Origin of the sequence: Rhizobium mayense (genome assembly GCF_030272705.1) — a bacterium.
In the GTDB taxonomy this organism is placed as follows: domain Bacteria; phylum Pseudomonadota; class Alphaproteobacteria; order Rhizobiales; family Rhizobiaceae; genus Rhizobium; species Rhizobium mayense.
The window spans coordinates 21,467-34,322 of record NZ_JARFYM010000002.1 but is presented as its reverse complement, the minus strand read 5'-3'; the positions used below and the strand labels follow the sequence as shown (position 1 = coordinate 34,322).

At 60.3% G+C, this 12,856-nt stretch carries 11 protein-coding genes; 3 read left to right on the top strand and 8 right to left on the bottom strand.

Annotated features, from left to right (window positions below):
* The first annotated feature begins 68 nt into the window (after positions 1-68).
* Entirely contained in the window at positions 69-1,028 is a 960-nt protein-coding gene (locus tag PY649_RS02800) for a GlxA family transcriptional regulator (RefSeq protein WP_285866602.1), read from the top strand.
* A 54-nt stretch (positions 1,029-1,082) separates the two neighbouring features.
* Here PY649_RS02800 and PY649_RS02795 read toward each other — a convergent pair whose 3' ends face one another.
* The 8 genes from PY649_RS02795 to PY649_RS02760 form a co-directional block, all read right to left on the bottom strand.
* Positions 1,083-1,733 carry an HD domain-containing protein gene (locus PY649_RS02795; RefSeq protein WP_285866601.1) on the bottom strand — a complete coding sequence of 217 codons (651 nt, stop codon included), beginning with the start codon at positions 1,731-1,733 and terminating at the stop codon, positions 1,083-1,085.
* 104 nt (positions 1,734-1,837) lie between these two features.
* A complete protein-coding gene (locus PY649_RS02790) occupies positions 1,838-3,223 on the bottom strand; it encodes an FGGY-family carbohydrate kinase (protein ID WP_285866600.1) in 1,386 nt (461 codons plus the stop codon).
* Entirely contained in the window at positions 3,220-3,546 is a 327-nt protein-coding gene (gene rhaM / locus PY649_RS02785; protein ID WP_285866599.1) for an L-rhamnose mutarotase, read from the bottom strand. Before rhaM ends, PY649_RS02790 begins: the two co-directional genes overlap by 4 nt.
* Positions 3,543-4,556, bottom strand: a complete 1,014-nt coding sequence (locus PY649_RS02780; RefSeq protein ID WP_285866598.1) for an ABC transporter permease — start codon at positions 4,554-4,556, stop codon at positions 3,543-3,545. Before PY649_RS02780 ends, rhaM begins: the two co-directional genes overlap by 4 nt.
* A complete protein-coding gene (locus PY649_RS02775; protein WP_285866597.1) occupies positions 4,553-5,557 on the bottom strand; it encodes an ABC transporter permease in 1,005 nt (334 codons plus the stop codon). Before PY649_RS02775 ends, PY649_RS02780 begins: the two co-directional genes overlap by 4 nt.
* Before the next feature lie 10 nt (positions 5,558-5,567).
* Entirely contained in the window at positions 5,568-7,103 is a 1,536-nt protein-coding gene (locus PY649_RS02770) for a sugar ABC transporter ATP-binding protein (RefSeq protein WP_285866596.1), read from the bottom strand.
* Positions 7,104-7,175: 72 nt separating this feature from the next.
* Positions 7,176-8,171 (bottom strand): rhamnose ABC transporter substrate-binding protein, encoded by a 996-nt coding sequence (gene rhaS, locus PY649_RS02765; protein WP_104826770.1) that lies wholly within the window; start codon positions 8,169-8,171, stop codon positions 7,176-7,178.
* A 56-nt stretch (positions 8,172-8,227) separates the two neighbouring features.
* Positions 8,228-9,040: a DeoR/GlpR family DNA-binding transcription regulator gene (locus PY649_RS02760; protein WP_285866595.1), complete on the bottom strand. Its 813-nt coding sequence runs from the start codon at positions 9,038-9,040 to the stop codon at positions 8,228-8,230.
* A gap of 203 nt (positions 9,041-9,243) precedes the next feature.
* Between PY649_RS02760 and PY649_RS02755 the strand changes: the two genes are divergently transcribed.
* Positions 9,244-11,340 (top strand): bifunctional rhamnulose-1-phosphate aldolase/short-chain dehydrogenase, encoded by a 2,097-nt coding sequence (locus PY649_RS02755; protein WP_285866594.1) that lies wholly within the window; start codon positions 9,244-9,246, stop codon positions 11,338-11,340.
* A gap of 221 nt (positions 11,341-11,561) precedes the next feature.
* Positions 11,562-12,854: an L-rhamnose catabolism isomerase gene (gene rhaI / locus PY649_RS02750; protein ID WP_285866593.1), complete on the top strand. Its 1,293-nt coding sequence runs from the start codon at positions 11,562-11,564 to the stop codon at positions 12,852-12,854.
* Positions 12,855-12,856 lie beyond the last annotated feature (2 nt).

The following is a 12,856-nucleotide window of genomic DNA, read 5'->3' as shown; positions in this document are numbered from 1 at the left end:
TACCGCGACGCCCGATATCGATTATACCGCATTCCGTTGCCTATCTGATTGGACGGAGTGCGGTTTCGATGCGATCGGTCGCGATGATCATTTTTCCGGAGGTGCAGGCCCTCGACGTCTCCGGTCCGCTGGACGCATTCGTCGAGGCGAATGCGTTCATCCCTGATGGTGAAGGATATCGCGTGACTTTGATCGGCCCCGAGAGACAGCCGTTTCGCGCCTCGAATGGCATGCTCCTGGTGCCGGACCTTACCTATGAGGAGGCGAGGCCCAGCTTCGACCTGGTCCTGGTCGCTGGAGGGCCGGCGCTTCCTGACGCTGCACCCGATCTGCGGATGATCGCCTGCCTGCACGCCATCGTCGGCGCGGCCGCGCGTTACGGCTCGGTCTGTACCGGCGCCTTCGCGCTTGGCCACGCGGGCCTTCTTGATGGCCGGCTGGTGACGACACACTGGCAGAACGCGCCGGCGCTGGCGCGGATGTTTCCTGAGGCGAATGTCGATTTCGATCGCATCTACATCCGCGATGGCGCGCTTCTGACCTCGGCCGGCGTCACGGCGGGCATCGATCTCGCCCTTGCAATCATCAATGAGGATCATGGTGCGGCCGTCGCGCTCGCCGTTGCCAAACGCCTCGTCGTCGTTGCACAGCGTCAGGGCGGTCAGTCGCAGTTCAGCCCTTACATTGCGGCGCCGGCGGAAGAGGGCTCACCGATCGCTAGGGTCTATCAGCATGTCATGGCGCATCTGCGTGACCGCCTCTCCGTTGCCGATCTTGCGGAGCAGGCCGGCATGAGCCCGCGGAATTTCGCTCGCGCCTTCGTGCAGCAGGTTCACGTGACGCCGGCCGAGTTCGTCGAGCAGGCGCGCGTCGATGCGGCGCGTAATCTCCTGGAAGGTAGCGATCTTGCGCTGAAAGCCATCGCCTTCGAATGTGGCTTCGGCAACGTCCAGCGCATGCGACAGGTTTTTGCGAAACGCCTGGGTGTGACGCCGAACCAGTACCGGGCGAGCTTCAGGCGGAGTTAGGCCCAAAGGTGAGGCCCGCCGACATCATGTCCGGCGAGCCTTCGGTTGGAGAGATCAGCTATCCCAGGCCGAATCCATGATCATTTCTGCGAAATTCAGCCGCTTATAGGTCGGGTCCATGCGCTCCAGCACGTCGGCCTTGACGTTGCCGAAGGTGGATTCCGGCTTCTTGATCGTGCCGTAGCAGAAGGCGGAGAGAATGCCGTGCTTGAATTTCAGGCCGCGCGGATGACAGTTGCAGACCTCATGGCGCTGCTCTTCGGTGAAATCGTGATACGCAATGCCCAACACGTCCATCTCGACGCCCGCCGTGACGAGAGCGACTGTCGGTCGCTTGTGCTGCGGAATGCCGGGCGTCGTATGCAGCGCGATCGAATCCCAGACATCGTCGATATCGCGCTCAGAGACATCATAGGCTTTTAGAAAATCGCGGGCTGCGTTGGCGCCGTCGACCTCGAAACGCTCGGTCTCGCTGGCGTAGGAGTCGAACAGGCCCATATCGTGGAACATGGTGCCGATATAGAGAAGTTCCGGATCGTACTTCAGCTTCTTGCGCTCGCCCGTCAGTGCGCCGAACAGGAAGACGCGGCGGGAATGGTGATAGAGCAGGTCGGTTTCGGTGTCGCGCACCAACTCCGTCGCTGCCTTTGCCATCTGGCTGTCCGGTATCCTGATTCCGGCGATGATTTCGCTTCCCTGGGACATGGTCAAATCTCCTTATCGTGCCAATCAGCGGATACGGAGATGATCGTGAAAGGGGCCTTTCATCGCAATTGAAGCGATGCGTGGAATTCGGACAAAGGAGGCGTTTATTCTGCCAATGCCTGGTGCCAGGCTCGCCTATAGTCTCGCAGGCCCGGCAGATCGGCCCGGATAGGCACATTTTCTGACGGAGCCGTCGGCTTGATGCCGGTTAACAGCGCCGCACCTTGGCTGGTACCCGTCGAGCCGGGCAGCGCGATAACGTCGGATCCCGTCAGTGAAGACAGCGCGGCAAGATAGGCGCGATTGAGTGCAAAAGGCCCCTCGACGAAAATAGGGCCTTTGGCGCCGATCAAGCCAAGGCAAGCCTCGGTCATCAACGCCAGATAGAGGCTGGCTGCGGCCAGGCGTTCCGCTGAGCTCGCCTGCGCCTGCCCGATCCAGCGCATCTTCTTGCCCGGAAAAGGGCCGGAGCCCTCGACCACGTTCGGCAGCAGCATGATGCCCTTTTCGATCACGGTTTCGAGCGCCTTTTCGGCTGCGTCCGGTGATGCAGTCCCGATCTCGGCCGCCAATATTTCGAATTCCCGCCCGCCCATGAAACGGGAGGAAGGCACCGCTCGGCCGTAGGCATCGACGTTGGCCAACGCATCGCGCGCCGGATCGAGATGATCAAGGTCGCCGCCGACGGCGAAGTTGATCACCCAGGTGCCGGTCGACACGACGGCGAAGGGCGCCTCGTTCTCCACGAGATGCGGTAGCAGCGAGGCATTGGAATCATGGATGCCGCAAAAGACTGGGACCGGGGCGTCAAGACCAATCTCCGTCACGATCGTTGGCAACAAAGGCCCGAGCGCATCGAAGGCGGAGCGGATGGGGGCCATCAAGGCACGAATACCGAGCGTGTCAACCAGCGAGGAATAGGCACCGGCGGACGGGTTCCAAAGATCCGTGTGGCAACCCAGCGAAGTTACCTCGTTAGCGGCGACGCCCGTCAGCCGAAAGGCCCAATATTGCGGATAGGTCAGAATTTTGCTGACGCGGGCGAAATCGCTTGGAAATACACTCTTTTGATAATGGATTTGCGCGCCGACATTCAGGCCGCCCGAGAGCCTCGGCGAAAAGGTCTCGCTGAATGGCGGGCGAAGGCGTTCATAGGCTTCCTGCACGGCTTCGGGATAGCAATGCTCGTAATCGAGCACCGGCAGGACGAGGCTGCCATCTTCGCCAAGAAGAACGGCAGAGGCACCGTGGGTGGTAATCGATATGGCATCGAAGCCGGGTGCGGTAGCGAAGCCCTTCAGCGCGCCGATGATAAAATCCCACAAGCGCTCGATGTCGTAATGCGGATAAGGGCCGCTCCTCAACGTCGTATTGGAGGTCCGCACGGCGGCGATCTCGGCGCCGGTTTGCGCATCGAGCACCACGACCTTGGCATTGGTCTTGCCGATATCGAGGACGGCGATGTGGCGATAGGTCGACGTAGCGATCATGGCAGATGGAAGACCGTCACGAGATCGCTTTGAACGGGCGAATTGTCGGGATTGGTTGCCATGATATCGGCCATATGCGCCCACCATTTCTTCATGACGGGATGATCGGGAAGGCTGGCCATCGTGTGATCCTTCGGCCGTGTGAGAACGCCGAACAGCGTGTTCGTTTCGCGGTCGAGATGGATGGAGTAGTCGCTGACGCCGGCTTGGTGCAGAAGCTCGACCAGTTCCGGCCAGATCTCGTCATGACGCCTTCTGTACTCGGCCTCCATGCCGGGATTGAGTGTCATCTTGAAGGCGTGGCGTTCGAGGGGAGCAGTCATTTCGAACTCATGGCTTTGATGCGACGTGCCACGATCGGCAGCGCGATGGTGATGATCAGGAGGAGGCCGATGAAGATCGACATAACGATGCCCGGCACGTTGAGAAGGCCGAGACCGAACGTCACCAGGCCCATGACGAAGGCGGCAATGACGACGCCACCGATGGTGCCGGAGCCGCCGAGGATCGATACGCCACCGAGCACCACCATGGTTACCACTTCCAGCTCCCAGCCGAGTGCGATCGACGGGCGTGTCGAGCCGAGGCGCGAGGTCAGGCAGACGGAGGCGATGCCGCTCATGATGCCGGTCAGAAGGAACAGGATGAATTTGACCCGCTCGACGGGAATGCCGGAGAAGCGCGCCGCAAAATCATTGTTGCCGATCGTATAGACCTGCCGGCCAAAATTCGTCGCATGCAGCAGAATAGCGAAGGCGATCGCCAGCACGATGAAGAGGACGAATTCGAAGGAGAAGACCCAGAAGACATAGCCCTGGCCGAAATAGGCGAAACTATCCGGATAGTTGCCATAGGCTTGGTCACCGAGGACGATATAGGAAATACCGCGGAACAGGCTCATAGTGCCGATGGTAACGACGATCGACGGCAGTTTCAGCGCCGAGACAAGGAAGCCGTTGAAAATGCCGCAGACGAGCCCGACGCCTAGTCCGATTGCCACCAATCCTACGGTGTCGACGCCAACCTGTGCTGCGGCGCCCATAGCGGTCGACGCGAGAGCGATGATGGCGGCGACGGACAGGTCGATTTCGCCGGCGATCACCAGCAGCGCCATCGCGAATGCGATCATCGCCTTTTCGGTGAAATTGAAGGTCGCGTCCGAGAGATTGTAAGGGTCGAGGAAATAGGGCGAAGCCAATGAGTTAAAAATGAAAATGGCAATCGCCACGCCAAGCAGCAGCACTTCCCAGCTCGCCATCACGCGCTTGAAGGGCGTGCCCAGGCGGTCGGGAATGCTGCGCTTTTCCGGCACGGTTTCGGATAGGGTGCTCATGCGGTGACCTCCTTGCCCGAGGCTTCCTTGGCGGCCTGATCCCTGAGGATGATGCGGCCGCGATTACGCTCACGGCGGGCGTTGAATGCGACGGCGAGGATGATGACGGTGCCGGAGATCGCCATCTGCGTGAACGGCGAAATGCCGATGACGGGCAGGGCATTCTTGATGACGCCGAGAAACAGCGCGCCGAGCAGGGTGCCGGCGACCGAGCCGACGCCGCCGGCGATCGAGATGCCGCCGATGACGCAGGCCGCGACGCTGTCGAGCTCGAAACCGTTGGCGATGTCGACATAGGCGACCGCATAACGCGACACCCAGAGATAGCTGCTGAGCCCGGCCAGAGCGCCCGAAAGCACGAAGGCGAGAAAGCGCGTCCAGCCGACATCGATGCCCGCATAGACGGCCGCTACGGGATTGCCGCCGCTGGCATAGGTCGAGCGGCCGAAGCGCGTGTAGCGCAGCACGAAATACATCATGACCACGATGGCTATGGCGATCCACGAGAGCACCGGCAGGCCGAGGAGCGGCGTGCGGGGGACGTTGAGGAAGATCGGCGTGAACTGATGGGCATTGACCCAGGCGCCGCCAGACAGCACGAAGGCCATGCCGCGATAGATGGTAAGCGTGCCGAGCGTGACGACGATTGGCGGGATTTCGAGAGCCCAGACGAGATAACCGTTGATGGCGCCGAGCACCGCGCCCATGATGACAGCGGTGATCACGAGCACGATCAGCGGAAGATCGGGATAGGCGGCATTCAGCATGGCGATGGCCATGCCCGTAAAGGCGAGATTGGCGGCGACGGAAAGATCGATCGATTTCGTCAGGATGACGGTCATCTGCGCCAGCGCCAGGATGATCAGGATCGACGTATCGTTGAAGATATTGGCAAGATTGGCGGGCTCGGCAAAGCCGGCCGCACGCGTTGCAAAACCGGCGATCATCACGATGATGATGACGAAGAGCAGCGTCTCGCGTTTTTTGAGTATGCGTGGCATCCGGCCCTCCCTATGCATTGCCCGTGGCGGCGCGCACCAACGTTTCCGGCGTCAGCCCTTCGCGCTCGAACAGGCCCGCCGAAAGGCCCTCCTTCATCACCAGCACGCGGTCCGACATGCCAAGGATTTCAGGCAGTTCGGAGGAGATCATGATGATGCTAAGGCCTTCGGCTGCCAGTTCGCTGATGAAGCCGTGCACGGCAGCCTTCGAGCCGATGTCGATGCCCTTGGTCGGCTCGTCGAGAATGATGATCTTCGGCTGCGTCGCCAGCCATTTGCCGATTACCACCTTCTGCTGGTTGCCGCCCGACAGCGTGCCGACCGGCACAGAAAGGGCCGCGGCGCGCAGGTCCAGCCGCTCGGCATATTTGCGGGCGAGCGCGAACTCGTTGGCGGCCGTCAGAAAGCCTTTGCGCGAGGTGCGCCCGAGCGAAGGCAGCGACATGTTCTGATAGATCGGCATCGGCAGCGCCAGGCCATGACGCCCGCGCTCCTCCGGCACATAGACGATGCCGGCGCGGATCGCGTCATGCGGCGAATGGATATGGATTTCCTGACCGTTCAGCGTCAGCCGGCCCGAGAGCGGCCTGGTAATGCCGAACAGCGATTGGCACAGTTCGGAACGACCGGCGCCAATCAGGCCGTAGACACCGAGGATTTCGCCGCGTCGGAGCTTGAAGGAGATGCCGCGGAATTCCGTGCGGTGGCAATAGTTCTCGACTTCGAGCACGACGTTGCCGATCGTGACGGGCACCTTCGGGAAAGCATCCTTGACGTCGCGACCGACCATCATGCGGACGATCTCGTCTTGCGGCGTCTCCTTCAGCCGGCCGTGTCCGACGGCGCGGCCGTCGCGGAAAACGACGAAGTTATCGGCGATTTCATAGAGTTCATCGAACTTGTGGCTGATGAACAATATCGCTTTGCCCTTGGCCTTCAGACCTTCGACGATACGGAAGAGGTCATCGATCTCCTTGCGGGAGAGAGCCGCGGTCGGCTCGTCCATGATAACGATGCGTGCTTCGATAGACAGGGCGCGGGCAATCGCCACGAGATGGCGCTGTGCGATGGAAAGGTCCTTCAGGCGGATCGACGGATCAATGCTGCTTTCCAGCGATTCCAGCAGCAGCCTTGACCGGCTGTTCATCGTCTTCCAGTCGATGGTGCGGAATTTCGTGCGCGGCGCATGGCCGAGAAAGATGTTTTCGGCAACCGTCAGCTCGTCGAAGAGCACGGTCTCCTGATGTATGGCGGTGACGCCGGCGTCGATCGCGGCCTGGGCGCTGTGAAACGTCACCGGCTTGCCGTCGACGAGGATTTCGCCCTCGTTCGGACGATAGATGCCGGTCAGAATCTTGACGAGCGTCGATTTGCCGGCGCCGTTTTCGCCGATCAGGGCGGTGACCTTGCCTGGATAAAGCGAGATACTGACGCCATCGAGCGCCTTTACACCCGGAAATATCTGCGAAATGCCGCGCATTTCCAGAATGGCCGTATTGCCCAAGCTTGGCATGCCCATGGCGGGTCGTTGAAGGACTGTGGTCATCAGCAATGTACCGGATAAGTTAACCAAGTCCGGCGGCCGAAGCCGCCGGAAAGCTGCGAATGGGTCTGCTGATCAGAAGACCTTGGAGAACTGATCGATATTCGAAGCGTTGTAGACGAAAGGATCAGCCATGGCGGCTTCGCCGTTGTCTCCAACCTTGATCTTGCCCATGCGACCGGCATTGATCTCGCTGCCCGGCTTGCCGTCGGTTTCACCCTTGACGAGACGGTAGGAGATCTGCGTTGCGGAATAGCCGAGGTCGATCGGGTTCCAGATCGCAAATTCCTTCGTGGCGCCCGACTTGATGGCGCCAGCCATTTCGGACGGCAGGCCGAGACCGGTTACATAGACCTGGCCGATCTTGCCGGCGTCCTTGACGGCCTGCGACGCGGCGAGCACGCCGACGGTCGTCGGAGCGACGATGACCTTGACTTCCGGATGCGAGGTCAGGAGGCCCTGGGCTTCGCGGTAGCTCTTGTCCGAAAGGTCGTCACCGTAGACGGTCGTAACGAGGTTGAGGCCCGGGAAATCCTTGAGCTGCTTCTTCATCTCGCCGATCCAGATGTTCTGATTTGTGGCGGTCGAAGTCGCCGACAGGATGGCGAAATTGCCCTTGCCGCCGTCAAGATGGTCCTTGGCGAGCGTCAGGCACATCTTGCCGATCAGCTCGTTCGAAGACGGATTGAGCTGCAGGATGCGGCCGGCCGGAGCCACGCCGGAATCCCAGGAGATAACCTTGATGCCGCGCTGCGTGGCTTTCTTCAAGGCTGGCACCACAGCATCCTTGTCGTTGGCGGAGATAGCAATGGCGTCGACGCCCTGTGCGATCAGCGAGTTGATCACTTCGATCTGGGCTTCGGCGGTCGGCTGCGTCGGGCCGGTGTAGATGACCTGGACGCCGCCGAGTTCCTTCGCGGCTTCCTGAGCGCCCTTGTTGGCCGCTTCGAAGAAGCCGTTGCCGAGCGACTTCACCACGAGGCCGATCTTGATGTCTTTCGCACTTGCCGTGCCGGCCATCATTGCGACGGCCAGCGCTACGCCGATCGCCAATTTCTTTGCAATATTCATGTCTCTTCCTCCCAAAGTTGCCCAAAATTGATAGGCTATGCTCACCCCGCCACATCTCATGCGACTGACGGGGAATCCTCCCTCTCGGCCTGCGCCGTGACGCTCGTTATGATCAGCGATACGCCGGCATCCTCGATCATGCGTACAGTCTCCGCCGAAATGCCGTCATCGGTGATGATGGTGGTCACTTGTTCGAGCGGACACAAGATCAGGCTGGAACGCTGATGGAACTTGCTCGAATCGACCATGACGACCAGTTCGTCGGCTTGGCGCATCAGCTTCTGTTCGCTCTGGATCACCAGGGCATCGGCCTCCATGATGCCGAGCGGGCCGACACCCTGCGCGCCGATGAACATGCGCCGCGCATAAAAGTTCCGGGTCGTGTCATTGTCGAAGGGAGACAGGATCAGGCTCTGCTCGCGATAGATCGCGCCGCCCGGAACTGTCACCGTATTCTTTGAGTGCTTGACCAGATGTTCGGCAATGGCGAAGGAATTGGTCATCACCTGCAGCCGGTAGGCCGAAATATAGTGGACAAGCTGGAACGTCGTCGTGCCGCCATTGATGATGATGGCATCGCCCTGGCCGCATAATTCGGCCGCCTTGCGCGCAATTGCGCGCTTTCTGTCGATATTGACGCCTTCTGAAACGCGGAAGGGGCGTCCGGCCAGATTGCCGAGCTGCGGAGGATGGATCGATTCGGCGCCACCGCGCACGCGCCGGATCTTTCCCTGCACATGCAGGGCCGCGATATCGCGGCGGATCGTCGCTTCGGAGGCCTCGGTCAATTCGGAAATATCCTGAATCGTCACCACAGGCTTTTCCTGTACGGCGCTCAAAATGATGCGATGGCGTTCACGTTCGTGCATCGGCTCCTCCTTCTCGGGTTATTTCGTAAATGTGACAAGGTGTCAATCACAAACGCTCAGAAACTTTCATATTGCATCGCAGCATTATCAATTATGATCGTTTTCGATTGACAAGGCGACCGTGCGTGAGCGATATCGTGATGGTAAAGGGCGCTGAAGACGTTTTCGGCTGCCTCTGAGACATGACCTTATGGGAGGATGACATGGCGGCTGAGGTTCGGCTTCTGGAGAATCGTTGGGATGATGCATACGCGGCCCGCTTGGATGAACCGGGCAAGCTGCTCTACCGCTCGAATTTGCTCGGCGCCGATAAGCGTATCACCAATTACGGTGGCGGCAATACGTCAGCCAAGGTTATGGAAACCGATCCGCTGTCCGGCGAAAAGGTCAAAATTCTGTGGGTCAAAGGCTCCGGCGGGGATGTCGGCACCATCAAGCTCGACGGTTTCGCCACGCTTTATCAGGACAAGCTCGAGAGCCTGAAGGGCATTTACAAGGGCGTTGCCGACGAGGACCGCATGGTCGGCTTCCTGCCGCATTGCACCTTCAATCTCAATGCGCGCGCTGCGTCGATCGATACGCCGCTGCACGGCTTCGTGCCTTTTACCCATGTCGACCACATGCATCCCGACGCGATCATCGCGATCGCTGCCTCGAAGAATTCCCGCGAGCTGACGCGCGAAATCTTCGGTGAGGAAATCGGCTGGCTGCCCTGGAGGCGCCCCGGTTTCCAGCTCGGACTTGATCTCGAAGCCTTCGTGAAGGCGCATCCGAATGCGAAGGGCGTCGTTCTCGAAAGCCATGGCCTCTTCACCTGGGCGAACGATGCAAAGGCCTGCTACGAACTGACGCTGGCGATCATCAACAAGGCAATTCAATGGTTTGCGGAGAAAACTGAAGGTAAAACAATCTTCGGTGGCGCGGCCGTGCGGAGCCTGCCGCAGGCGGAACGCCGCGCGATTGCCGCCAAGCTAATGCCGGAAATTCGTGGTCGCATCGGCAAGGCTGAGCGCAAGCTCGGTCATTTCGACGATCAGGATGCCGTGCTCGAATTCGTCAATTCGAGCAACCTCCGTCCGCTCGGCGCGCTCGGCACCAGCTGCCCGGACCATTTCCTGCGCACCAAGATCCGGCCGCTGATCGTCGACTTCGATCCGGCAAAGCCCGACGTCGACGCTGTCATCGCCGGTCTCGACAAGGCGCTGGAGGACTACCGCGCCGACTACGCCCGCTATTACAATGACTGCAAGCACGACAATTCGCCCGCCATGCGCGATCCCAACCCGGTGATCTTCCTGGTGCCGGGCGTCGGTCTGCTCTCCTTTGCCCGCGACAAGGCGACCGCGCGGATTGCCGGCGAGTTCTACGTCAACGCCATCAACGTCATGCGCGGCGCGTCGACGGTGTCCGAATATCAGGGCCTGCCGGAGCAGGAAGCCTTTGATATCGAATATTGGCTGCTGGAAGAAGCGAAGCTGCAGCGCATGCCGAAGCCCAAGAGCCTGGCCGGCCGCGTTGCTTTCGTGACCGGCGGCGCCGGCGGCATCGGCCGCGCCACGGCGGCGCGTCTGGTGGGCGAGGGCGCCTGCGTGGTGCTGGCCGACATCGATCAGACCGCTCTTGAGAGCACGCAGGAGGATTTCGCCAAGAAATATGGTGCGGACGCGGTGCGGAGCGTCAAGCTCGACGTGACCAAGGAGGACGCCGTGATTTCGTCCTTTGCGGAAGCCTGCGTAGAATTCGGCGGCATCGACATCCTCGTGTCCAACGCCGGTATTGCCTCTTCTGCTCCGATCGAAAGCACGGAGCTTTCGATGTGGAACCGTAATATCGACATTCTCGCCACCGGCTATTTCCTCGTCTCGCGCGAAGCCTTCCGGCTCTTCCGCCGTCAGAATCTCGGCGGCAACATCGTTTTCGTCGCGTCGAAGAACGGTCTTGCCTCGTCTCCGAACGCCGCAGCCTATTGCACAGCCAAGGCTGCCGAAATTCATCTGGCACGCTGCCTGGCGCTCGAGGGTGCGGAGGCGGGCATTCGCGTCAACACCGTTAATCCCGATGCAGTCCTGCGCGGCTCCAAGATATGGAACGGCGAATGGCGCGAACAACGCGCGGCCTCTTCGAAAATCGAGGTGGACGAGCTGGAGGAACATTACCGCAAGCGTTCAATGCTGAAGTTGAACGTCTTCCCGGAAGATATTGCAGAAGCTATCTATTTTCTCGCTTCTGATCTTTCTGCGAAGTCGACCGGCAACATCATCAATGTCGATGCCGGCAACGCGCAGAGCTTTACGCGGTAATGGATGCGTTTTCCCTTCTCCCCTCGGGGAGAAGGTGGCCCGAAGGGTCGGATAAGGGGGTGGCGCCGCAAATGCGGTACTATCTTTCGCTTACGCTCAAGATGTGAGTCGCTATGCTCCTCACTCCCCCCATCTGCCCGTTGGGCATCTTCTCCCCGCTGGGGAGAAGAGGGAAAGTCGAGTCATCGCAACGCCAGAAATTGCATAACCGGGAGGAAAGAATGGCCGAGTTCAGAATTGCGCCGGATCTGGTCGCTGCGGAAAACGACAAGCGTGCTGCTGCGCTGAAATCCGATTATGAGGCGCTCGGCGCCACACTCGCCCGCCGTGGCGTCGATATCGAGGCGGTGACGAAGAAGGTCTCCGAATTCTTTGTCGCCGTTCCATCCTGGGGTGTCGGCACCGGCGGTACGCGCTTTGCCCGTTTTCCGGGCACCGGCGAACCACGCGGCATTTTCGACAAGCTCGACGATTGCGCGGTCATCCATCAGCTGACGCAGGCGACGCCGACGGTTTCGTTGCATATCCCCTGGGACAAGGCGGATGCCAAGGAGCTGAAAGCAAAAGGCGATGCGCTCGGCCTCGGCTTCGATGCCATGAATTCCAACACCTTCTCGGATGCTCCTGGCCAGGCGCATTCCTACAAATACGGCTCGCTCAGCCATGTCGACGCGGCAACCCGCGCTCAGGCTGTCGAGCATAATCTGGAATGCATCGAGATCGGCAAGGCGATCGGTTCGAAGGCGCTGACGGTCTGGATCGGCGATGGTTCCAACTTCCCCGGCCAGAGCAATTTCACCAAGGCGTTCGAGCGTTACCTCGCCGCGATGGCGGAGATCTACAAGGCGCTGCCGGATGACTGGCGGCTATTTTCCGAGCACAAGATGTACGAGCCGGCCTTCTATTCGACCGTCGTGCAGGACTGGGGCACAAACTATCTGATCGCGCAGACGCTCGGGCCCAAGGCTTTCTGCCTGGTCGACCTCGGCCACCACGCCCCGAACACCAATATCGAGATGATCGTCGCCCGCCTCATCCAGTTCGGTAAGCTCGGCGGCTTCCACTTCAATGATTCGAAATATGGCGACGACGATCTCGATGCTGGCGCGATCGAGCCCTATCGCCTGTTCCTCGTCTTCAACGAATTGGTCGACGCAGAGCATCGCGGGGTAAAAGGCTTCCATCCGGCCCACATGATCGACCAGTCGCACAACGTCACCGACCCAATCGAAAGCCTGATTTCCAGCGCCAACGAAATCCGCCGCGCCTATGCACAGGCATTGATTGTCGACCGCAAGGCGCTGGCAGACTATCAGGACGCGAACGACGCTCTGATGGCATCCGAGACACTGAAACGTGCCTACCGCGCCGACGTCGAGCCTATCCTCGCCGAAGCCCGCCGCCGCACTGGCGGTGCCATCGATCCTGTCGCAGCCTATCGCGCGAGCGGTTATCGAAAGAAGGTTGCGAGCGAACGTCCGGCCTCTGCAGCGGGCGGTGGCGGGATTATCTGAGA